Raw genomic sequence first — 22,462 nt, 5'->3', positions numbered from 1 at the left:
CTGCGTAGACGCCCGTCCACGGGATGTGGAGAACATGTTCCAGACCCCTGTGCGTCTGTCCACAGGCACAATCGGGAGCGAATCGCCCACTGGCCGCGCCGCCAGGCGCCCGACGGCCCGAGCCTTCCGGCGCCCGCCGGTCGCCTCCCGTCGCTTCCAGTCCCGCCCGGACCGCTGCCGACGACCGCGCGGACCGGTGACCCCGGCCTCGCGAGCCCTCGAAGGGGCCCCACGCCGCCTCAGAGCCCCGCGGCAGACGCGTCGTAGTAGTCGCGGTTCCGCAGCTTCGCGGCGGCCGTCTCGTCCAGGACCACCGTCGCGTCCGCGTGCCACTGGATCACGGAGCCGGGACAGGACGCCGACAAGGGTCCCTCGACCGCCGCCGCGATCGCATCGGCCTTCCTGGGTCCAGTTGCTATGAGTACCAAGCTTTTTGCGTCAAGAACCGTGCCCAGTCCTTGCGTCACGCAGTGGGTCGGTACGTCGTCGGCAGTGTCGAAGAACCGCGCGTTGTCCGCACGGGTCCGGTCCGACAGCCGCTTCACCCTCGTCCGTGACGACAGCGAGGAGCCCGGCTCGTTGAAGCCGAGATGGCCGTTGGCCCCGATCCCGAGGATCTGCACGTCGACGCCGCCCGCCTTGCGGATGAGCCGCTCATAGCTCAGGGCGCCGGCCGCGAGCGCCGCTTCGTCGACCCCCGAACCGTCAGGGACATGCAACCTGTCGGGCGGAAGCCCCAGCCGGGCACAGACCTCGCGGAGCAGCACCTCACGGTACGACTGTGGGTGTCCGACCGGGAGCCCGACATACTCGTCGAGCGCGAATCCCCTTGCGCGAGAAAGGTCCAGGCGTCCCTCTGACACGGCATGGGCTAGCTCGGCGTAGAGCCCGAGCGGTGACGAACCGGTCGCCAGGCCCAGCGTCGGCTCGTCGCGCCCAGCCGCCTGCAGCCCCTCGAGCACGACCTCGGCCGCGCGTCGGGCCGCATCGGCCGGGGTGGGCTGGACGAGGACCTCCATCAGCCCACTCTCTCATCGCGGGCGAGGCCCGGGCTACCGCTCCACCCGTTGCGCGGCGCCTCGTCCGCCACACCGGCGGGTATGCCGTTACCGACGTTCCCGGCAGGGCCATCCGCTACCGCCTGGTGGCGGACAGGCGCGTCCACGGCGCCCGCAGCCGCCGCAGGCCCCAGAGCGCCCGCAGGGCCCGCACCCACGGGCCACCCCAGCCACGCGGCACCGAGGGCGGCGACCGGCATACCTCCGTCGAGCAGCTCGAAGCGGTCCGGGAGGTCCAGGGCCGCGACCATCTGCGACGCTCTCGCGCGTCGCGCGAGATCGGCCCGAATGCCTTCTTGGAGAGGCTCGCCCAGCGCCGACAGGCCGCCGCCGATGACAATGTGCTCCGCACCCGACGCGAGCGCCAGCAGCTGTATGGCGAGCCCCACACCCGTGCACAGGACGTCGACGGCGGCAGCAGCGACAACGTCCCCAGCGCCTGCCGCGACGAACGGGTTGCGCACCGAGCGCCGCGACTCCGGCCAGAGGCGGGACAGGGCCGAGCCGGACGCGACGGTCTCCAGGCACCCGACCTGCCCGCAGGTGCACGGGGCGTCTCCGCCGATCGGCAGGTGGCCGATCTCTCCGGCGGCTCCGTCGATGCCGCGGACGACCACGCCGTCGCGGACGACGGCGGAGGCGAGACCCGTGCCGAGGTTCAGGTACGCCAGAGCCTCGCCGGGTGCCGAGCTCCCGGAGTCAGCACGAAGACGCCACGCACCCAGCGACGCCGCCTTGACGTCGTTCTCCACCGCAACGGCAACACCCAGCGCGCTGCCGAGCTCGCCTGCGAGATCGAGGGACTCGACTCCGAGGTTCACCGCATGGCGGACCCGTCCCGTGGCCGGATCGACGAGCCCGGGCATGCACGCCCCCACCGCCACAGGCCGAGGCGATGCTCCACCGACACCCGCGATGTCTCTGCTGGCGCTGCGGGCCCCAGCCTCGTCGAGCAGCTCGCGCGCCTGTCGAACCGCGACCTCCACGACCTCCGCGGGCCCGCGGCCGGACGGCGCTGACCGGGACGCCACGACGGTGCCGTCGCTGTCAACAAGGGCGGCGGCCGTCTTCGTGCCACCGATGTCGATCCCGAGCCTGACTCCACCACTCATGGGGCAGCGACGCCGAGGTATCGGCCCAGCGCGCGAGCCACCACCACGGAGCCTCCGTACACGACGAGGTCGGCACCGCCGCGGGGCCAGCCACAGTCGACGACGATCGTCGGATGTCCTTGCGTGCGAAGCCGATCGGCCACCGCCCAGATCGGGTGCGTGCTCGCCAGGCCACGGCCGACGACGGCCACCTTGGCGGCGGGCGGCACGTCCTCCTCGGCCACCGTCAGCCCGGCAGCGTTCGGGCCCCAGGCCACCGGCCCGACGGCGAGGTTCGGCTGCGAGGCGACTTGGACGAGGTACGCGTCGCCCGGGGTGTCGAGCCACGGCTGGACGCTCGGCTCGATGTCGAAGCCGGCGACGAGCGTGTCGATCGACCAAGCCGACTCGCCGGAGTGTCGAACCTCGCTGGGTGGCAGCGCGGGGTGACTCTCCGACGAGTCGGGGTAACCCGAGTCACCTGTGGAGGGAGTGGGACTCGGGTCGCTGACGTCGCCGCGCGGCGGGCGCCAGCCATGTGAAGGGTACTTCTCCGCGAGGGCCTGGACGCGGCTTGCGGCCTGCCCAATTCGCGTAGTTTCGAGCCGACCCTGCTCGATCGCCTCCAGAACTGCGTCGACCACGTCGGCGAACTCGTCCTCAGTCGTCTCCGAGCCGATGCAGAGCAGGTCACAGCCGGCCACGAGGGCGCGGACCGCGGCCTCGGGGATGCCGGTCTCCGCGCTGGCACCGGCCATGTCGAGGGCGTCGGACACGATGACGCCGTCGAACGCGAGCCGTTCGCGCAGCACTCCCTGGAGCAGCGTGGGGGAGAAGGTCGCAGGCCGCTGCGCGTCGATCGCGGTGACGATGACGTGGGACGTCATAATGCTGGCCACCCCGGCCGCGATCGCGGCCCGGAACGGCTCGAGCTCCCGCGCGTCGATCACGTGGGCATCGGCGTCCACCCGGGGCAGGGCGAGGTGAGAGTCCGTCACCGTGTCACCGTGGCCCGGGAAGTGCTTGGCGCACGCGGCGACCCCGACGGACTGCATCCCCTCGATGTACGCCGCCGAGTGCCGCGCGACGAGGGTCGCCTCCGCCCCGAAGCTGCGGACTCCGATGACCGGGTTGTCGTCGGCGGAGTTGACGTCGACGACCGGGGCGAGATCGAGGTTGATCCCGTATGCCGTCAGCTCGCGGCCGATGGTCGCCGCCGACTCACGCGTCAGCGCGGTGTCGTCGAGCCTTCCGAGCAGGGCGTTGCCGGGCTGGGTCGAGCCGGTCGGGTAGTGCAGGCGCGTGACGTCGCCGCCCTCCTCGTCGACGGCCACGAGCAGGTTGGGAGCGACCTCCCGCAGCTCGGCGCACAGCTGGGCGAGCTGGCCGGGGTCGACCACGTTCGCGCCGTAGAGGCAGACGGCAGCCAGGCCGGCGGCATACTCCCGCTGAACCCACTCGGGGACGGTTATACCCACGAAACCGGGCATGAGCGTGCTGAGGACGAGGCGCCGCAGCGCCTCCGTGTGCGTGTTCATGTCAGCCCTTCACTGCCCCGCCGACGAGGCCGCTGCTCATCCGTCCCTGGACGACGATGAAGAAGATGATCACAGGGATCGCCACGACCGTCGAGGCCGCCATCACCTGGCCCCAGTCGGTCTCGCGGGTCGCGCTCGCCTGGATGAAGCCGCGCAGCCACAACGGGAGCGTCCGCGTCTGGTCCTCGGTCATGACGACCAGGGCCACGGTGAACTCGTTCCACGCCTGGAGGAACGCATAGACGGCCGACGCGATGAGCCCGGGCGCCAAGAGGGGGAAGGTGATTCGCAGGAAGGCCTGGGTGCGGGACAGGCCGTCGACCATCGCGGCCTCCTCGAGCTCGATGGGCACACCGGCCACGAACCCGCGCAGCATCCAGATCGTGAAGGGCACCACCGCGGCGGTGTAGAGCAGCGACAGCCCGATCACGTTGTTGAGCAGACCCACCGTGCTCATCATCTTGTACTGCGCGATGAAGAGCCCCTCTGCGGGCAGCATCTGGATGAGCAGCAGCGCGAGGATGAACGAGATGCGACCGCGGAAGCGGAACCGGCTCACGGCGAGCGCACCCAGGAAGGCCACCACGATTGCGGCCGCGACGGTGATCAGCGTCACCGTGAGCGAGATGCCCAGCGCCCCAATGAATCCCGAGTCGTCGAAGATGGCCTTGAAGTTGTCGAGCGACCCACCGAAGGGCAGGAAGGTCGGCGTGGTCTGCTGGAGCGTGAACTTGTCGAGGAACGCCGAGTTGACCATCCAGTACACCGGGAACACCCACACCAGGGCGAGCACGACGGCCAGGACGGACAGCAGAACCCGGCGCGTCGATCGTGGAGACCGTCCGGGTCGGGTCGATTCGGGCGAGGACGTCGAGGGGGTGGAATCCGTCGAGGGGGTCGACGCGATGGTCTGGGCGCTCATCGGGTCTCCTCCTTCATGAGAGAGCGAACGTAGTACCAGCTCACCGCGACGGTGATGGCCAGCATGAGGATGGAGACGGCACTCGACATCCCGAACTCCCCTGTGCCCGTGCCGAGCTGGTAGATGTATGTGCCGAGCAGGTGGGTGTCGTTGGCGACGCCGCCGGCGTCCTGGAGCAGCTTGATCTGGGTGAACACCCGCAGGTCCCAGACGAGCTGGAGCAGCAGCACGATCGAGATCACGGGCGCGATGAGCGGCATGATGATGTAGCGCAGCCGCTGCCAGCCACCGGCGCCGTCGATCTCGGCCGCCTCGAGCACGTCGGGCGAGACCTGGGTCAGCCCGGCATACACGGACAGCGCGACGAACGGCACGCTCATCCACACGACGATGACCGCCGCGATGACGAAGAAGGACAGCGGCGACGCGAGCCAGTTGTGGCCCTGAGCGTCGATGCCGACCTGTTCGAGGAACCAGTTGAGCACTCCCCGGCGCCAGTCCACGAGCCAGACCCAGACCGTCATCGTGGCGACGACGGGCATGGCCCAGGCGAACAGCAGGGCGATCTGGAGGACGAGCCGTGCGGCGGTCGTCACGGCACGCATGAGCAGGGCGAGGCCGAGGCCGACCGCCACCGTGACGACGGCGCAGACGATGCAGAAGGCGATCGAGCGGCCGACGATGACCCAGAGGGTCGAGTCCGTGAGCAGGGCCTTGTAGTTGTCGAACCCGACCCATTCCGGGGGCTGGCCGAACTGCTGGAGCATCCCGAAGTGCTGGAAGCTCGTCACGATCTGCCAGCCGACCGGGTAGCCGAGCGCGGCAACGAGCAGGATCACCGTCGGGACGATGAACAGCAGGGGCAGGCGGCTGCGCCTCGTGCGCGGCCGGGTCTGGGTGGTGGCGGAGACGAGTCCGCTCGTGGCTGAGGGGGGCGTCGGCGTGGGGGTGGTGGTCGTCGAGGTCATGGGCTTGCCTTTCGAGCCTGGTGCCCGGCGGCCGGTCCGTCGTGGAGGTGCGGGCCGGCCGCCGAGCGTGCTGTCACCTGGCTGTCGGGGCGATCACTGAAGGTTGAGCAGGGGAGTGATCTTGGCGTCGTACTCCGTCGCCAGAGCGGTCAGGTCCGACGCGTCACGGATCTTGGAGAAGAACTCCTCCATGATCGACTTCCCCTCGACGGCCGCCCAGCCGGGCGCGGCCGGCGTGAGCTTCGAGTTCGCGGCGGAATCGATGAGCGCCTTGGCGAACTGGTCGTCGCCGAGCGAGCTGACGTAGTCCGAGTTGGCCGGGCCGAGGCCGGCCTTGCCGAGCATCTGCTGGTACTCGGGCGAGAAGATGATCCGGAGCAGGTCACGCGAGAGGGCCTGGTTCTGGCTCGCCTTGGAGATCGCGATGTTGGAGCCGCCGGCGAAGACCGGAGCCGGCTTGCCGTCGTTGCCCGGCAGCACGAAGGTGCCGAACTTGGCGTCGTTCCACTCGCGGGTCTTCTTGCCGTCCTTCTCCTTGAGGTCACCGATCGACCAGTGCGCCCAGCCGGGCGCCATGATCGTCGCGGCCGACAGGGACGTCTTGCCCGTGACCTTCTGGTTCTCGTCGAGGATCTCGTCCGTGTCGTTGATGTAGATCCACGGCGTCTGGTCCTTGGCGTCGGCCGGCGCCTTCGTGGCCGAGCGGTAGATCTCCTGCAGCTGCTGAAGACCCTTGATGCTGTTCGGGTCGGCCAGCGTCGAGACCCACTTGCCGTTCTCCTTCTTCGCCAGGTCGCCACCGTTGGCAAAGATCCAGGAGATGCCGTTGCGCCAGTCCTGACCGCCGACGAAGAAGCCGGAGAAGTCCTTGATCTTGCGCGGGTTCTTCTCGGCGATCGTCTTCACGGCCGCGTTGAACTGGTCGAGGGTGGTCGGAGTGTTGACGCCGGCCTCCTTCCACACGTCCTTGCGGTAGAACGCGTAGCGCGAGCCGAAGTAGTACGGCAGCGCGAACTTCTTGCCGTCGACCGAGCCCACGTCGACGAAGGACTGGAGCAGCTTGGACCCGCCGAGCTCGTCGTACATGTCGGAGACGTCGCTGAACGCGCCGACATTGGTGAACGTCGGGGCCTGCGTGTTGCCCAGCTCGGTGACGTCAGGCGTGTTCTTCGCGTCGGGGAGCGCGGTCGTCAGCTTCGTGACCAGGTCGGGCCACGCCTGCTCCTGGATCTTCAGCGTCGCGCCGGTCTTCTTCTTGAACGTGTCCTGCAGGTAGGTGCGCAGCTCCTGAGGCGTGTCGGTCCCGACCAGCCACAGGGTGATCGTCTTGCCCGCGTTGGCGGCGGTGCCGCTCGCGGCCGGGGTCGTCGCCGAACCGGCCGAACCCGAGCCACAGGCGGTCAGCGCCAGTGCTGCCACCGTGGTCGTGGCCACGGCCAGACCGAGGGTCTTCTTCATTCCGATGTTTCCTTTCGAGGGTGGCCGCGCTTCTCGGGCCGTGGTTCGCTGTTGCGAGTGGAGGGGATAGGTGTATGCCGTCCGGCGGGTCAGGCGACCCCGAGCTGGTCCCAGAGGACGAGCACGGCGGCGCCGCGCAGGACGATGTCGTCGGACTGATGTGCGAGTCGCACCGTCAGGTGCGTGGTGGGGCGAGCAAGGAGCCGCTCGCGCAGGGTGCGTTCGACGGAGTCGAGAAGGACTCCGTCGAGCAGGCGCTCGGGGCCGCTGAGCACGACCTCGGACAGGTCGAGCGCCGCCACGACGGGGGCGAGGGCAATGCCGAGGCGTTCGCCTGCCTCGCGCAGGGGTGAGTCGTCGCCGGTCGCGGCGAGGGCGCGCTCGAGGTTGGGGGCCGAGACCCAGGTCTCGAGACAGCCAACCTTGCCGCAACGGCAGGTCGCGCCGCCGTCGGTGCCGACTGTGACGTGCCCGATCTCGCCAGAGGCGAAGTGGGCGCCGCGGACCCGCTGTCCCCCGACGATGAGCCCGCCACCGACACCGCGCCCGATCTTGACGAGGATGATGTCGTCGCCGCCCTCGCCGAGGGTGTGGTCTGCGTGCACCGCGGCATCGGCGTCGTTGACGACGAACACGGGCAGCGCGGTGACGTCCGTGATGAGGTCGCGCAGCGGCACGTTGCTCCAACCGAGGTTGGGCGCGGTGTCGACGACCCCGCCAGGGCCGACGATGCCGGGGGTGCCGACGCCGATCCCGAGCAGTGGCGCGGTCGCTGCGGCGACGACCTCCTGGACGAGATCGAGGACGATGTCGACGACGGCCTGCCCGGAGGCGTCGCCGATGGCGCGCTCGGCGCGCACGAGGATGTTGCCGTCGAGGTCGAGCACGGCGCCGCGGAGCGTCTCGTGCTCGGCAAGGTCCAGGCCGATGGTCTGCAGGCCGGTGCGGTTGACGTCGACAAGGGTGGCCGGCTTGCCCGGGCGCACCTCGTCGGAGGGGCCGAGCTCGACCGCGTGACCGCTCTCGATGAGCTCGCCGACCAGGTCCGACACCGTCACCTTGCTCATGCCGAGCCGGCGGGCGAGGTCCGCCCTGCTCATCGCGCCCACGGAGTAGAGCAGCTGCAGCACGAGCGAGAGGTTGTGGCGCCGCCCGTGTGCCGGCAGAACGGCAGTGCGGGGAGAAACGCGCCGGGCTCGCGGCAGTGCGGTGGTCACGGGAGTTAGTAAAGTTTACTAACTCCTAATCCGCAACCTCTGGATCACGGAGAGTTCGGTCACGGTTCAGACACGACCCGGTGAGGTGGGCGTGGCGGGAGTGACAGAGGGGCCACTCTACCGGGAAACGAGGCCTCATCCACTCTCGAGTGGCCGCCCCACCCCAACCGGCTGCCGCCTCATCCACTCTCGAGTGGCCGCCCCACCCCACCCGGCTGCCGCCTCATCCACTCTCGAATGGCCGCCCCACCCCACCCCACGTGGCTTCGCCGCCTCATCCACTCTCGAGTGGCCACCCCGCCCCACCCGGCCTCGCCGCCTCATCCACTTTCGAGTGGCCGCCCCATCCCACCGGCCCCGTTTCAGTCGACTCGTCTCGTCCGCAGCCTCCTCTCCTGTGCCGAAGTGACCACTCGACTCGGCTTGGGCCGGGACGTCGGTGGCACGGCATACGGTGGGGTCATGTGCCGCAACATCCGTCAGCTCCACAACTTCGAGCCGCCCGCCACATCGGACGAGGTGCGGTCCGCCGCGCTGCAGTACGTCCGCAAGGTCAGCGGTAGCACGAAGCCGAGCCACGCCAACCAGCACGCCTTCGACGAGGCAGTCGAGGCGGTCGCTGCCGCGACGCAGCACCTGCTCGACCACCTCACGACGAGCGCCCCGCCCAAGGACCGCGACGAAGAGCGGGCCAAGGCCCGCGCCCGCAATGTGGCCCGCTTCGGCACCCCGGCCTGAGCGCATCCGGCCACCCATGGGCTTCTGGGCGACGCAGGTCACGCCGCGCCTCGTGGACGCCGGCGGCGAGGACGAGAAGATGATGGCGCTGCGCGCCGACGTGTGCCGCGGGCTGCGCGGAGAGATCGTCGAGCTCGGCTTCGGCAGTGGGCTGAACATCGCGGTCTACCCGGTCGAGGTGACGAGCGTTGTTGCCATCGAGCCCTCCGACGTGGCCTGGCAGCTGTCGGCCGGCCGCCGGTCCCGCAGCCGCGTGCCGATCACCCGCGGCGACCTCGACGGGCAGTGGCTGACCCTGCCCGACGAGAGTGTCGACTCCGTCCTGTCGACCTTCACGCTGTGCACCATCCCGGACGTCCGGCGGGCGCTGGCCGAGGTGCGCCGCGTGCTCCGGCCGGGTGGTCGCCTCCACTTCTTCGAGCACGGCATCGCTCCCGATGCCACGGTGAACGCCTGGCAGCGCCGACTCGAGCCCCTCCAGAAGAAGGTCTTCGACGGGTGCCACCTGACCCGGCCGATCGACCGGATCGTCGAGGAGTCAGGACTCGTCGTGGAGCGTCTCGACTCGGCGTACGGCCCCTTCCCGAAAGCCATGCGACCGTGGACGTTCGGGTATGCCGGGGTGGCCCGCAAGCTCTGACGGTGCCCCTTCCAGGGCGGCGGGATGCCGTCGTGGACGCCTCCGCCTCCCGTCGGACCCAGCGGCTACGTTGGGCGGCATGTCCGACATGGGGGTGCACACCGAGCTCGTAGCGGCCGTGACCGCCGCGCTCGAGCAGGCGGCGAACCCGGAGCGCGCCGCCGGACAGCAGCGCTACATGAAGTCGGCCATGCCATACTTCGGCCTCACCTCGCCTGAGCTCAAGGCCACGCTCACCCCGATCCTGCGCGACCCGGCGTACCTCATGGCGGACCGCCCGCAGTGGGAGGGCACGGTGGGCGCCCTCTGGCACGGCGCGACGCACCGGGAGCAGTGGTATGCCGCCATCGCCCTCGCGCGCCTGCGCACCTACCGGGCGTGGGTCGACAGCGACGCAATGCCTTTGTGGGAGAGCCTGATCCGTGCCGGCGCCTGGTGGGATGTCGTCGACGACATCGCCACCCATCTCGTGCGCGACACGCTCCTCGCGGCACCCACCATCGAGGGCCTGAGGATGCGCGAGTGGTCAGGCTCGGACTCGCTCTGGGTCCGGCGCTCCTCGATCATCAGCCAGGTCGGCACGCGGGAACGGCTCGACCAGCAGCTGCTCACCGACGTCATCGAGCCGAACATCGACGACCCCGGCTTCTTCATCCGCAAGGCCATCGGCTGGGCACTGCGCGACCACGCGCAGGAGGACCCCGAGTGGGTCAGGGCGTTCGTGGCCGACCATCCGAGCCTGTCCGGCCTGAGCCGCCGCGAGGCCCTCAAGCACCTCGGGCCCGTGCCATGACGTCGCCCGACGAGCGGGGCACGCCAACGGACACGACTGCTCCCCAAAGCGGTTCGCACCGTCGGGAGATCCTGCGCCTCGCGGTCCCGGCATTCCTCGCGCTCATCGCCGAGCCGCTCTTCCTGCTCGCCGACTCGGCCATCATCGGCCACCTCGGCACTGCAGAGCTTGCCGGGCTCGGCGTGGCCAGTGCCGCCCTCATCACGGCCGCCGGCATCTTCGTCTTCCTCGCGTATGGCACGACGAGCATCGTGGCGCGCCACCTCGGGGCCGGCGACCAGCGAGCCGCGATCGGGGCCGGCATCGACGGCCTGTGGCTCTCCGTCGGCATCGGCGCCGTCACGGCAGTCCTCGTGGCTCTGTTCGCCCGCCCGATCTGCGCGCTCTTCGGGGCCTCGCCCGAGGCGCTCGACCAGGCGACGACCTACCTTCGCATCTCCGCCCTCGGCATCCCCGCGATGCTCGTGATCCTCGCGGTCACCGGCGTCCTGCGTGGGCTTCAGGACACCACGACACCCCTCGTCGCGTCCGTCGCCGGATTCAGCGTGAACATCGCCCTCAACGTGCTGTTCGTCTACGGGCTCCATTGGGGCATAGCCGGATCCGCTTGGGGCACGGTCATCGCCCAGACGGGTATGGCCCTTTCGCTCGTCGGCGTGCTGCTCGTCAAGGCGCGTCGCACGCAGGCCCGGCTCCGGCCACACCCGGCACGCGTGCTCGTCGCTGCTCGCACCGGCACCCCGCTGCTGGTCCGGACCCTCGCGCTGCGTGCCACTCTCGTGCTCACCACCTGGGTCGCCGCGTCGATGGGGGACGTCACGCTGGCCGCCCACCAGGTGGCGATGACGGTGTGGTCGTTCCTCGCCTTTGCCCTCGACGCCCTCGCGATCGCCGCCCAGGCCATCACCGGTCGGGCGCTCGGCGCCGGCGACCGCGTCGCGGTCCGCACCGCGATGGGGACGATGGTGCGGTGGGGTGTCTGGGGCGGCCTCGGGCTCGGGCTCGTCATCGTCGCCCTGCACTCCGTGATCCCGACGCTCTTCACGTCCGATCCGGCGGTGCGCGACGCCCTGGGGGCCGCTCTCGTGGTTGTCGGGCTGAGCGAGGCCGTGGCCGGATATGTCTTCGTCCTCGACGGCGTGCTCATCGGCGCCGGCGACGGCACCTGGCTCGCGTGGGGCATGGTCGTCACCCTGGCGGCGTACCTCCCGGTCATCCTCGGCGTCCGCGCCATGGGCCCGAGCGGTTCGCCGGCTCACGACGTGGTCGTGCTCTGGGTGGCGTTCACGGCGTTCATGGTGATTCGTGCCGTCGTCCTCGGATGGCGCGCGCGCAGCGAGACGTGGATGGTCGTGGGCGCCCGCTGAGCAACCAGTCGACTGTCGGCGCCCCGGCATACGCTGCGAGAAGTGCGCCGACGGGCGACGCACCCGCATGAGAGGAGCGACCGGTGAGCGGTCGAATCGTCCACTTCGAGGTGCCCTACGACGACCGGGAGCGCGCGGCCGCGTTCTACGGCAACGTTTTCGGCTGGGACGTGCAGCACATCCCCGACCTCGACTACACCATGGCCGGCACCGGCCCCAGCGGCGAGCAGGGACCCACCGAGCCGGGTTACATCAACGGCGGCATGATGCAGCGCAGCGAGCCGTTCGGCGGCCCGGTCATCACCGTCGACGTCGAGAGCATCGACGACGCGCTGGGCAAGATCGAGGCGGCCGGCGGCAAGACCGTCCTGCCGAAGAACGAGGTGCCCGGGATGGGGTTCACCGCGTACTTCAGCGACCCCGAGGGCAACCTCATGGGGCTGTGGCAGTCGGCGCCGCCGCAGGAGGCGTAGGTCAGGACCGCAGGGGCGTGAAGGGTTGGGGCTGCCGGTGCGACCCCGACCCTGCAGCTGCCGGCGCTTTCGCGGGCTATCCGCCGCTGCGCACCGCGCCGGCCACGAGCAGGGCGGCCGAGGCGAGCGACAGCGTCGTGCGCACATGGTTCATCGTGACCCAGCCGGGCTCGTAGTCCGACCACGCCGAGGCCGCTGCGGCCGAGGCTGCGTCGACCCGGTCGAGGGCGTTGTTGCGTGGGACGTGGTAGGCGGCCGTCACCGCGAACGCCGCGACTCCGGCTGCGGCTCCCGCGACGAGCAGCGCCCGGGTCGAGCCGTGGGTCGAGGCCAGGGCCCAGGCGCCGACGACGACCGAGCCGGCGCCCGACACGAGGAGCGGCACGCCCAAGCCCCGGGGCGCGGTGAGGTTCATGGCCTGCATCGCTCGGATCGCGTCGCCCGCGGGGATGCGATTGAGCGCCGGCATCACGAACGACGAGAAACCGAAGAGCACGCCGCCCATGACCCCTGACCCGAGGGCGGTCGCGAGGGTGATGGTGCGCATCAAGGTGTTGTCCATGCCATTCATCTCAGCCTGTCCCGGTGAGATGATCCATACGGCGCAGGTGCACATACCTTCGCGTTCGTCTCACGACGGCGTATCGTCGGGCGAGTGGACACCTTGAGCACCATCCTCGACAGCCACCGCGCCCGAGGCGCCTCGCTGCTGCGGTGCCACATGAGAGCGCCCTGGGCGCTGCGGATCGAGGACGGTGCGGCCGTCGGCATCGTCGTCATGGTCAGCGGGGCGGCCTGGCTGACACCCAGTACGGGCGAGCCGATCCGGCTCGAGGCCGGCGACGTCGCCGTGGCCAAGGGGCCCACCCCCTACCGCTTCGCCGATTCGCCCAGCACGGCTCCCACCATCGTCATCGAGCCGGGCAACGTATGCCGGTCGCTGACGGGCGAGCACCTGGCCCTGTCGATGGGGCTGGGGACGCGGACGTGGGGCAACGCGGGCACGGCCCCCGACGATCGTGCCGCGCCCGGGGCCGGTACGCCGAGCGACGGCGCGGCGCCCACCGTCGCGGCGCCCAGCGTCGCGGCGCCCAGCGACGGCGCGGCGCCGGGCATCGGCCCGGTGACGACGTTCCTCTCGGCCACGTGGGAGCTCGCCAGCCAGGTGACCGGTCGGCTGCTCGACTCCATGCCACCGGTGGGGGTCGTTCGCGCGGGCGAGCTGGACCCAGCCCTTGCCGACCTGCTCGCACGCGAGGTGGGACGTGACCTGCCAGGTCAGGACGTCGTGCTCGACCGGCTCGTGGACCTCGTGCTCGTCTCGGCCGTACGCCAGTGGTTCGCCCGGCCAGGTTCGCAGGCGCCCGCCTGGTGGACGGCGCGCTCCGACCCAGTCGTCGGCAGGGCCCTGGCACTCATCCACGACGAGCCGGCCCGCGACTGGTCGCTCGAGCGGCTGGCGCGCCAGGTTCACGTCTCGCGAGCCACCCTCTCGCGCCGGTTCACCGAGCTCGTCGGCGTCTCCCCGATGGCGTACGTCTCCCAGTGGCGTCTCGCGACGGCCGCGGACCTGCTGCGGTCAGGGTCCGGCAGTGTCGAGCACATCGCCGGGCAGGTCGGCTATGCAAGCCCGTTCGCGTTCAGCGCCGCCTTCCGGCGCGAGCACGGTCTCTCCCCTCGGGCGTACCGGGCAGCGTCCGCCCCGGGTGCCACCTCACCCGTCGACGGCAGTGCTGGCGTCCCAGCCGAGGCTCCCGAGACGGATCCCGGCGGCCCTCCACGAGCCGCTCTCGCACGGTCCTAGGCAACTGGTACGGCTTTCCCAGCCTTCTTTAAGGTCCGCCAGTCATAGTCGTTCTCGTGAGTTGCTCCTGTGCGACTCGGTGACCTCCTCCCCCTGTCGGGTCACCGCGTCAAGGGCACCCGCCCCCGCTGGTCGAGTTCGGCGACGTGACCAGCGGGGGCGGGTTTTTCTTTGCCCCCGACACCCCGCAACACACCGACCAACTGCCAACTCAGGCGGTTATTTCCGGCGAAGTTTGCGACTGCTCGGTGTGTTGCCGCTGTCCTGGGGGTCAGAAGGCGCCGTCGGCGACCTCGACGTCGCCGAGCAGAGCCTGGACCTCGGCGGTCGTCGGCATCGCCGTCGAGCACTCGAGCCGGCCGGCGACCAGAGCGCCCGCCACGTTCGCGAAGTGCAGGGTCCGATCGAGGTCCCACCCGGACAGCAGCCCGTGGACGAGCGCGCCACCGAAAGCGTCTCCCGCGCCGAGCCCGTTGACCACCTCGACCGGGAACGCGCCCACCTGCACCACCTCGTCGGCGGTCATCGCGAGAACGCCACGCGGGCCCAGCTTGACGACGGCCAGCTCGACCCCGGACGACAACAGCGAGCGGGCCGCCGACTCGGGCTCGGTCTCCCCCGTGGCGACCTCGCACTCCTCGAGGTTGCCGACCGCCACCGTCACGAGTGGGACTGAGCGTCTGACGACCCGTCGCGCCTCGTCCGCGCTTCCCCAGAAGCTCGCTCGGTAGTCGAGATCGAGCACAGTGAGCGGGCCCCTCGCGCGCTCCTCCCAGGCCGCGAAGTGGGCCGACCGGCTCGGCTCCTGGCTCAGACCGGTAACGGTGGACCAGTAGACCGACGCCTCGCGAATCGCCTGCAGCGGAAGGGTATCCGTCTCGATCAACAGATCGGGGGCGATGGGGTAGCGGTAGAACCAGATCGGGAAGTGGTCGGGAGCGAAGATCTCGCAGAAGGTCACGGGCGTCGGCGGCCCGCCGGCGATCGTCTGCAGATGTGCGTCGTCCACGCCGAGCTGCAGCAGCTCCCGGCGGACGAAGCGGCCGAAGGCGTCGGCACCGGTCGCGCTGATCAGCCCTGAGAGCCTGCCGTGTCTCGCCGCCGCGACCGCGACATTGGCCGCGCTGCCGCCGAGGAACTTCTCGAACGTGTGCACCTCGTCGAGCGGCAGTCCCTGCTGCAGCGGGTAGAGATCGACCCCGACCCTGCCGATCGCGAGCAGGTCGTATGCCGTCATGCCGGGCCCCTTCCCCCGCTCGACTTCGAGCGTGTGGCCTTCCATACCACCGCGCCGGGACCCGCCCGGTCAACGGGCTCCCACCGCCTCCCGGCGCCCGGGCGGAGGGCCACGCCGGGTCTCTTCCCCGCCATCCGGCATACGGGGCATCACGGACGCGAAGCCGCGACCGCGCCTGATCACGGATTGGACACGGCACTTGACCGCAGGTCGAACCACCCCCCATTCTCTCCCGTGAGAGCGCTCTCACGGCTCAGATTCACGCACGGAGAGCGCTCTCACACCCACTCAGGGGTAAAGACCGAAGGAGCTCTCCATGACACCCCGCCCCACCCGATCTGGCGCACGCATCGCGGGCCGCAAGCAGACTCGGACCGTTGCGCTCGCCACCCTCACCGTCGGACTGCTGGCGCTCTCTGCGTGCAGCTCCGCCGCGGGCGGTGACGGCCCCTCCACCCAGGCAGGTGGAACCGGCGGCAGCGGCCCGGTCACCCTGACCCTGGCCACGTTCAACCAGTTCGGCTATGAGGACCTCATCCCGGAGTTCGAGGCCACCCACCCGAACATCAAGATCACGCACAAGAAGGCGGCAACCTCCAACGAGGCCCGCGACAACTTCAACACTCGCCTCGCGGCGGGCAGCGGCATGGCCGACGTCGAGGCCGTCGAGGTCGACTGGCTTCCGGAGATCCTCCAGTACTCCGACAAGTTCGTCGACCTCAAGAACGCCGACGTCGACGGCCGCTGGCCCGACTGGAAGACCAAGGCCGCCACGGACGCCGAGGGCCACCTCGTCGGCTACGGCACCGACGCCGGTCCCGAGGCCATCTGCTACCGCGGCGACCTGCTGAAGCAGGCGGGCTTCCCGAGCGACCGTGAGTCGGTTGCCAAGTGGCTGGGCACGACGTGGGACAGCTACTTCGCCGCCGGCAAGCAGTTCGCCGCCAAGTCCAAGGTCCCGTGGTTCGACTCGATGGGCGCCACCTACCAGGGCATGATCAACCAGATCGAGCAGACCTACGAGGGCACCGACGGCTCGGTCATCGCCACCACCAACCCGAAGGTCAAGGCCACCTACGACGCCGTCGTCCAGGCCGGCATCACCGACAAGCTCTCGGCCAAGCTCCAGCAGTGGAGCAACGACTGGACCGCCAGCTTCCAGCACAACGGCTTCGCCACGATGCTCTGCCCCGGCTGGATGGTCGGTGTCATCGAGGGCAACGCCAAGGGCGTCAAGGGCTGGGATGTCGCCAACACGTTCCCCGGTGGCGGCGGCAACTGGGGCGGTTCCTACCTCGTGGTCCCGAAGCAGAGCCAGCACCCGGCTGAGGCCCGCATCCTCGCCGCGTGGCTGACCGCGCCCGAGCAGCAGATCAAGGCGTTCAAGAAGGTCGGCGCGTTCCCGAGCCAGGTCCAGGCACAGTCGAGCGCAGACCTCGCCGCAGTCAAGGTCGCCTCGTTCAACAACGCCCCGACCGGCCAGATCTTCTCCGACCGGTTCAAGGCCATCTCGGTCGCGCCCTTCAAGGGCACGAAGTACTTCGCGATCAACGACGAGATGCAGAAGGCCCTGACCCGCATCGAGGACGGCTCGTCGACGCCGGCCGCCTCGTGGGACAAGTGGGTCGCCGCTGTCGAAGCACTCGGCTGACCGACTGAACCCATACGTCCGGTGGGTGCGCCCCACCAGCGCACCCACCGGGCTGGAGCCGGGGAGATGTCACCTCCGAGCCTGCGAGGAATGGACACCTCATTCCGGAATGCCGTCCCGCATGAGAGAGAGCACACCGTGACCGTCACCGCGAAGCCGCCGCTCGACTCAGGCGGACCCTCGAAACCCCCTGCACCACAACCGAACCCGGTCCGCCGGACCGATCGCTCGAAGACCCGCCAGCGGCTCAGCCGGCTCGATGCGAAGGTCTCTCCCTACGCGTACGTCTCGCCGTTCTTCATCCTCTTCGCCATCGTCGGGCTCTTCCCGCTCCTCTACACGCTGTGGGTCTCGCTGCACCAGTGGCACCTCATCGGCGGCCAGGGAGACTTCGTCGGGCTGAAGAACTTCCAGGATGTGCTCAAGCAGCCGTTCTTCTGGAACGCGCTGCGCAACACGATCTCGATCTTCCTGCTCTCGAGCATCCCGCAGATCATCATCGCGCTGCTCATCGCGGCCGCCCTCGACGCCGGACTGAGAGCAAAGACCTTCTGGCGCATGGGTGTCCTGCTCCCCTACGTCATCGCGCCCGTTGCCGTGGTCCTCATCTTCAACGACCTGTTCGGCGACAAGTTCGGGCTCATCAACCAGGTGCTCGGCTGGGTCGGGGTCGAGCCCGTCCAGTGGCACAAGGACACGCTCGCCAGCCACGTCGCCATCGCCACGATGGTCAACTTCCGGTGGACGGGCTACAACGCGCTGATCCTGCTCGCCGCCATGCAGACCATCCCCCGGGACTTCTACGAGGCCGCCCTCATCGACGGCGCCGGCAAGGTCCGCACGTTCTTCTCGATCACGCTGCCGCAGCTGCGCGCGACGATCATCTTCGTCACGATCACCTCGACCATCGGCGGCCTGCAGATCTTCGACGAACCCCGGATGTTCGACCAGTACGGCCAGGGTGGCGCCGACCGTCAGTGGCAGACGCTGACGATCTACCTCTACAACATCGGCTGGACGCAGAAGAACTTCGGCCGCGCCGCTGCGATCGCCTGGCTGCTCTTCCTCATCATCGTCGTGTTCGCCGTCATCAACTTCGTCATCACGCGACGCATCGCCTCGAAGGAGTCCCGATGACCATCGCCGCACGCACCACCAAGGGCCCCGACCACGGTCCCGACCACGCCACACGCCCGTCCCCAGGCCAGGACAGCCGCCAGACCCGGGGCGGAGGCAGACCGTGGCGCGCGTCTCGCGCCGTGCGGAACGTCGCCCGGCAGCAACGAGCCGGCAAGACGGCATACATCGTCCTGACGATCATCCTCATCGGCAGCGTCTTCCCGCTCTGGTGGTCGTTCGTCATCGGCAGCAAGGACGCAGCCGCGATCAACAGCGGCTCCGTCTCGCTCATCCCCGGCGGCAACTTCTTCAAGAACGCGAGCACGGTCGTGGACACGCTCCCGTTCTGGAAGGCGCTGGGCAACAGCATCATCGTCTCGACGGTCGTTGCGCTCGGGGTGGTGCTGTTCTCCACGCTGGCCGGGTTCGCCTTCGCGAAGCTGCGGTTCACCGGTGCGAACGCCTTGCTGCTCTTCGTGATCGCCACCATGTGCGTGCCGATGCAGCTCGGGATCGTCCCGCTCTTCATCGTCATGAGCAAGCTCGGCTGGATCGGCAGCCTCGGCGCCGTCATCCTGCCTTCGCTCGTCAGCGCGTTCGGGGTCTTCTGGATGACGCAGTACCTCAAGGAGGCACTGCCCGACGAGCTCATCGAGGCCGCACGGGTCGACGGCGCCTCGGTCTTCCGCACCTTCTGGAGTGTCGCGCTGCCTGCGGCGCGGCCCGGCGCGGCCATGCTCGGCCTGTTCACCTTCATCATGGCGTGGACGAACTTCTTCTGGCCGTTCATCATCCTCGACCCCGGCAACCCGACGCTGCCCGTGGCCCTGCAGCAGCTCCAGGCCGCCTACTTCGTCGACTACTCGCTCGTCCTGGCCGGCGTCGTCCTCGCCGCGATCCCGCTCATCGTCGTCTTCGTCATCGCCGGCCGCCAGCTCGTGTCCGGCATCATGCAAGGAGCTGTCAAGGGATGACCGCCGACCAGACCGTCTCAACCGAGACCCAGATCCGGAGCACGAACTCCCTTGCGGGCCAGGGGCGCCTGGTGCCCGTGGACTTCGTCCTCGGTGCCGCGACGGCGGCCTACCAGATCGAGGGCGCCTTCCACGACGACGGGCGCACCGACTCGATCTGGGACACCTTCTCGCACACCCCAGGTGCCGTCGTCCAGGGCGACACCGGCGACGTCGCCTGCGACCACTACCACCGGTATGCCGCCGACGTGGCAGTCATGCGGTCGCTCGGCGTGCAGTCCTACCGCTTCTCCACGTCGTGGGCACGCATCTGCCCTGACGGAGGGCCCGTCAACGCCAGGGGGCTCGACTTCTACGAGCGTCTCGTCGACTCGCTGCTCGACGCCGGCATCTCGCCGTGGCTCACCCTGTACCACTGGGACCTGCCGCAGACCCTCGAGGACCGTGGCGGCTGGACCTCACGGGAGACCGTCGACCGGTTCGTCGCCTACTCCCTGGCCGTGCACGACCGGCTCGGCGACCGGGTGCGCACCTGGACGACCCTCAACGAGCCCTTCTGCTCGGCGTTCCTCGGCTACACAGCGGGCATGCACGCCCCGGGGCGCACCTCCCCGGCCGACGGGCTCGCCGCGGCACACCACCTCATGCTGGGACACGGTCGCGTCGTCCGCGAGCTGCGCAGCCGAGATGCCGACCTCGAGCTCGGGCTGACGCTGAACTTCACCGTGGCCGACCCGCTCGACCCGACCGACCCGCGCGACGTCGACGCAGCACGCCGGATCGACGGCCAGATGAACCGGATCTTCCTCGACCCGATCTTCCGCGGCGCGTACCCGCTGGACGTGCTCGAGGATGTCCGCGGCCTGGGACTCGAGGACCACATCATGGACGGCGACCTCGAGGTCATCTCGACGCCGATCGACGTGCTCGGCGTCAACTACTACAACGGCGAGGCGGTCGGGCACACGCCGCCCGCGAGCCGCCTCTCGGACAACGAGAACGGTGGCCGCGCCACGCGCTCGCCCTTCCCAGCAGCCGACGCCGCGTTCCGCCACCCGCGCGGCCTGCCCGTCACCGCCATGGACTGGGAGATCCAGCCCGAAGGGCTGACCCGCCTGCTCGTCCGGCTCCACGAGGAGTATGCCGGCCCGGCCGGGGTCGCCCTGCACGTGACCGAGAACGGCGCTGCCTTCGAGGACACCCCCGACGAGGACGGCTTCGTCGATGACCGCGACCGGACGGCATACGTCCGCGCTCACGTCGGCGCCATCCTCGACGCGGTCGACGCCGGGGTCCCCGTGCGGGGGTACTTCTACTGGTCGCTGCTCGACAACTTCGAGTGGGCCTGGGGATACGCGAAACGCTTCGGTATCGTCCGAGTTGACTACACGACGCAGGAGCGCACCCCGAAGGCGAGCGCGCTCGACTATGCCCGGATCATCGCCACACGCCGGTTGCCGGCGCCGTTCGATCGCGATGGGACGGGCCGGATGGCAGACGACCCGGCACGGCCGACGGACCCAGGAGACAGCAGGGAATGAAGGACGGGACGCGTGCGACCTCCCCAGCCGGGGTGAGCCAGTCCGGGCGACCCACGCTCGAGGAGGTCGCACGCGTCGCCGGTGTCTCCCGCGCAACGGTGTCCCGGGTCATCAACGGCTCGCCGCGCGTGAGCCCCGACGTCTTCGCCGTTGTCGAGAAGGCCATCGAGGAGCTCAACTACGTTCCCAACCGGGCGGCGCGCTCGCTGGTCGCCCGGGCGACGATGTCCATCGCGCTCGTCGTCCCCGAGAACGCCCACCGGTTCTTCGGCGACCCGTACTTCGCGGACGTGGTGCAAGGGATCAGTGACCGTCTCGACGACAGCGACTATGTCCTGAACCTGCAGCTCACCCACCCGAGCTCGCCGTCCGAGAAGACCCGGCGCTACCTGCTCGGCGGCAACGTCGACGGCGCACTCGTCGTGTCGCACCACTCGGGCGACCACTTCCTCGCCTCCCTGGGACAGTCTCTTCCGGTCGTCTTCGGCGGCCGGCCGCTCGGTGAGATCGCGCACCCCGGCGACTACTACATCGACGTCGACAACCGGTCCGGTGCCCGGCGCGGGGTCGAGCACCTCGTCGCGGCCGGGCGACGCGCCATCGCCACCATCACCGGGCCCGCCGACATGCCGGCCTCGGTCGACCGCGAGCTCGGATGGCGTGACGCGCTGGCAAGCGCCGGGCTGACCGACCACCGGCTCGCCCGGGGAGACTTCACCGAGGCCGGCGGGGTGCGTGCCACGCTCACCCTCGTCGACGAGTTCCCGGACGTCGACGCGATCTTCGTGGCCAGCGACCTGATGGCCAGCGGCGCGATGCTGGCGCTCGAGGAGCGCGGACTGCGGGTGCCGCAGGACGTCGCGCTCGTCGGGTTCGACAACAGCCAGTTCGCGACCCGCGGCCGAGTGGGCCTCACCACCGTGGCGCAGCCGTCGCTGGAGATGGGCGTCGTCATGGCGGACACGCTGCTGCGGCTGCTCAGCGGAGAGCAGGTCGAGCGGGTCACCATGCTCCCCACCCACCTCGTCCTGCGCGACTCCGCCTGAGACCAGCTGCTGCCGCCGCATCGCTCCCCCAGTCGAGTGGCCACCCAACCCCACCCGTCCCACACCGTCGAGTGGCCACCCAACCCCACCTGTCACACAGGACGTTGGGGCAGGTGGGGCGGGTGGGACGGCGCGCCCACTCGACGGAGGAATGCCGTGGGACGGGTGAGACCAATGGGACGGGGCGCCCACTCGACGGAGAATGCCGTGGGGCAGGTGGGGCGGGGCGCCCACTCGACGGAGGAATGCCGTGGGAAGGGTGGGGCAGGTGGGGCGGGGCGCCCACTCGACGTGAGGGGGAACGCGAAAGGGGCCGGGCCCCGCTGGTGCGGTGCCCGGCCCCTTGGCCGATCTTTACGGTCCGCTCAGACGGAGACGACCTCGAACTTGATGGTCGCGGCGACCTCGGCGTGCAGGCGAACGGTTGCCTCGTACGAGCCAACCGACTTGATGGCCTGCTTCACCTCGATCTTGCGCTTGTCGAGCTCGGGGCCACCGGCGGCCTTGACGGCCGCGGCGATGTCGCCGTTGCTGACGGCGCCGAACAGGCGACCCGACTGGCCGGCCTTGGCGGCGACCGTGACGGACGTCGCCTCGAGCTGGCCCTTGATGCCCTTGGCCTGGTCGAGGTCGTTGATCGCGCGAGCAGCGCGGCCCTTGGTCAGTGCGTCGACCTGCTTCTGGCCACCCTTGGTCCACGGCGTGGCAAGCCCGCGAGGCAGCAGGTAGTTGCGGGCGTAGCCGTCCTTGACCTCGACGACGTCACCGGCGGCACCGAGGCCGGAGACCTCGTGCGTGAGAATGAGCTTCATTGGGGTTCTCCTTCA

At 69.8% G+C, this 22,462-nt stretch carries 20 protein-coding genes and 1 pseudogene; 11 read left to right on the top strand and 10 right to left on the bottom strand.

Features of this window, described 5'->3' with window-relative positions; translation table 11 throughout:
- Positions 1 to 239 precede the first annotated feature (239 nt).
- The 7 genes from ACWEOW_RS16760 to ACWEOW_RS16730 form a co-directional block, all read right to left on the bottom strand.
- Positions 240 to 1,019, bottom strand: a complete 780-nt coding sequence (locus tag ACWEOW_RS16760; protein WP_452270356.1) for a glucosamine-6-phosphate deaminase — start codon at positions 1,017 to 1,019, stop codon at positions 240 to 242.
- Positions 1,019 to 2,170: an ROK family protein gene (locus ACWEOW_RS16755; RefSeq protein WP_452270355.1), complete on the bottom strand. Its 1,152-nt coding sequence runs from the start codon at positions 2,168 to 2,170 to the stop codon at positions 1,019 to 1,021. Before ACWEOW_RS16755 ends, ACWEOW_RS16760 begins: the two co-directional genes overlap by 1 nt.
- A complete protein-coding gene (nagZ, locus tag ACWEOW_RS16750) occupies positions 2,167 to 3,687 on the bottom strand; it encodes a beta-N-acetylhexosaminidase (protein WP_452270354.1) in 1,521 nt (506 codons plus the stop codon). The genes ACWEOW_RS16755 and nagZ overlap by 4 nt, the downstream gene beginning before the upstream one ends.
- A 1-nt stretch (position 3,688) precedes the next feature.
- Positions 3,689 to 4,609 carry a carbohydrate ABC transporter permease gene (locus ACWEOW_RS16745; protein WP_452270353.1) on the bottom strand — a complete coding sequence of 307 codons (921 nt, stop codon included), beginning with the start codon at positions 4,607 to 4,609 and terminating at the stop codon, positions 3,689 to 3,691.
- Positions 4,606 to 5,577, bottom strand: a complete 972-nt coding sequence (locus ACWEOW_RS16740; RefSeq protein WP_452270352.1) for a carbohydrate ABC transporter permease — start codon at positions 5,575 to 5,577, stop codon at positions 4,606 to 4,608. Before ACWEOW_RS16740 ends, ACWEOW_RS16745 begins: the two co-directional genes overlap by 4 nt.
- 93 nt (positions 5,578 to 5,670) lie before the next feature.
- On the bottom strand, positions 5,671 to 7,035 hold the full coding sequence (locus tag ACWEOW_RS16735) for an extracellular solute-binding protein (protein WP_452270351.1): 1,365 nt from the start codon (positions 7,033 to 7,035) through the stop codon (positions 5,671 to 5,673).
- A gap of 89 nt (positions 7,036 to 7,124) precedes the next feature.
- The gene (locus ACWEOW_RS16730; protein WP_452270350.1) at positions 7,125 to 8,252 is read right to left on the bottom strand and encodes an ROK family transcriptional regulator; all 1,128 of its coding nucleotides are present in this window, start codon (positions 8,250 to 8,252) and stop codon (positions 7,125 to 7,127) included.
- Positions 8,253 to 8,714: 462 nt separating this feature from the next.
- Between ACWEOW_RS16730 and ACWEOW_RS16725 the strand changes: the two genes are divergently transcribed.
- The 5 genes from ACWEOW_RS16725 (at position 8,715) to ACWEOW_RS16705 (ending at position 12,263) form a co-directional block, all read left to right on the top strand.
- Positions 8,715 to 8,990, top strand: a complete 276-nt coding sequence (locus tag ACWEOW_RS16725; RefSeq protein ID WP_452270419.1) for a DUF2277 domain-containing protein — start codon at positions 8,715 to 8,717, stop codon at positions 8,988 to 8,990.
- 16 nt (positions 8,991 to 9,006) lie between these two features.
- Complete coding sequence (locus tag ACWEOW_RS16720) at positions 9,007 to 9,630, top strand: class I SAM-dependent methyltransferase (protein ID WP_452270349.1); 624 nt, start codon at positions 9,007 to 9,009, stop codon at positions 9,628 to 9,630.
- A gap of 79 nt (positions 9,631 to 9,709) precedes the next feature.
- A complete protein-coding gene (locus ACWEOW_RS16715) occupies positions 9,710 to 10,423 on the top strand; it encodes a DNA alkylation repair protein (protein WP_452270348.1) in 714 nt (237 codons plus the stop codon).
- On the top strand, positions 10,420 to 11,790 hold the full coding sequence (locus ACWEOW_RS16710; RefSeq protein WP_452270347.1) for an MATE family efflux transporter: 1,371 nt from the start codon (positions 10,420 to 10,422) through the stop codon (positions 11,788 to 11,790). Before ACWEOW_RS16715 ends, ACWEOW_RS16710 begins: the two co-directional genes overlap by 4 nt.
- An 83-nt stretch (positions 11,791 to 11,873) precedes the next feature.
- Positions 11,874 to 12,263, top strand: coding sequence for a VOC family protein (locus ACWEOW_RS16705; RefSeq protein ID WP_452270346.1), 390 nt, complete (start codon positions 11,874 to 11,876; stop codon positions 12,261 to 12,263).
- Between the two features lie 76 nt (positions 12,264 to 12,339).
- Here ACWEOW_RS16705 and ACWEOW_RS16700 read toward each other — a convergent pair whose 3' ends face one another.
- On the bottom strand, positions 12,340 to 12,825 hold the full coding sequence (locus ACWEOW_RS16700; protein ID WP_452270345.1) for an anthrone oxygenase family protein: 486 nt from the start codon (positions 12,823 to 12,825) through the stop codon (positions 12,340 to 12,342).
- A 93-nt stretch (positions 12,826 to 12,918) separates the two neighbouring features.
- Here ACWEOW_RS16700 and ACWEOW_RS16695 point away from each other — a divergent pair.
- Positions 12,919 to 13,992, top strand: a pseudogene (locus ACWEOW_RS16695) (AraC family transcriptional regulator); the annotation flags it as partial.
- Between the two features lie 346 nt (positions 13,993 to 14,338).
- Here the strand turns inward: ACWEOW_RS16695 and iolC are convergent.
- Positions 14,339 to 15,304: a 5-dehydro-2-deoxygluconokinase gene (gene iolC, locus ACWEOW_RS16690; protein WP_452270344.1), complete on the bottom strand. Its 966-nt coding sequence runs from the start codon at positions 15,302 to 15,304 to the stop codon at positions 14,339 to 14,341.
- Positions 15,305 to 15,620: 316 nt separating this feature from the next.
- Between iolC and ACWEOW_RS16685 the strand changes: the two genes are divergently transcribed.
- The 5 genes from ACWEOW_RS16685 to ACWEOW_RS16665 all read left to right on the top strand — a co-directional run bounded on the left by ACWEOW_RS16685 (position 15,621) and on the right by ACWEOW_RS16665 (position 21,635).
- A complete protein-coding gene (locus ACWEOW_RS16685; RefSeq protein ID WP_452270343.1) occupies positions 15,621 to 16,955 on the top strand; it encodes an ABC transporter substrate-binding protein in 1,335 nt (444 codons plus the stop codon).
- Between the two features lie 90 nt (positions 16,956 to 17,045).
- Positions 17,046 to 18,092: a carbohydrate ABC transporter permease gene (locus ACWEOW_RS16680; protein WP_452270342.1), complete on the top strand. Its 1,047-nt coding sequence runs from the start codon at positions 17,046 to 17,048 to the stop codon at positions 18,090 to 18,092.
- Positions 18,089 to 19,048, top strand: a complete 960-nt coding sequence (locus ACWEOW_RS16675) for a carbohydrate ABC transporter permease (RefSeq protein ID WP_452270341.1) — start codon at positions 18,089 to 18,091, stop codon at positions 19,046 to 19,048. The genes ACWEOW_RS16680 and ACWEOW_RS16675 overlap by 4 nt, the downstream gene beginning before the upstream one ends.
- Positions 19,045 to 20,589 (top strand): GH1 family beta-glucosidase, encoded by a 1,545-nt coding sequence (locus ACWEOW_RS16670; RefSeq protein ID WP_452270340.1) that lies wholly within the window; start codon positions 19,045 to 19,047, stop codon positions 20,587 to 20,589. Before ACWEOW_RS16675 ends, ACWEOW_RS16670 begins: the two co-directional genes overlap by 4 nt.
- A complete protein-coding gene (locus ACWEOW_RS16665) occupies positions 20,586 to 21,635 on the top strand; it encodes a LacI family DNA-binding transcriptional regulator (protein WP_452270339.1) in 1,050 nt (349 codons plus the stop codon). Before ACWEOW_RS16670 ends, ACWEOW_RS16665 begins: the two co-directional genes overlap by 4 nt.
- Before the next feature lie 365 nt (positions 21,636 to 22,000).
- Here ACWEOW_RS16665 and rplI read toward each other — a convergent pair whose 3' ends face one another.
- A complete protein-coding gene (gene rplI / locus ACWEOW_RS16660; protein WP_452270338.1) occupies positions 22,001 to 22,447 on the bottom strand; it encodes a 50S ribosomal protein L9 in 447 nt (148 codons plus the stop codon).
- Between the last annotated feature and the right edge of the window lie 15 nt (positions 22,448 to 22,462).

This window comes from Monashia sp. NPDC004114, assembly GCF_053603855.1.
Note: the sequence above shows the minus strand (reverse complement) of the source record. Positions and strands in the feature narration are given on the sequence as shown.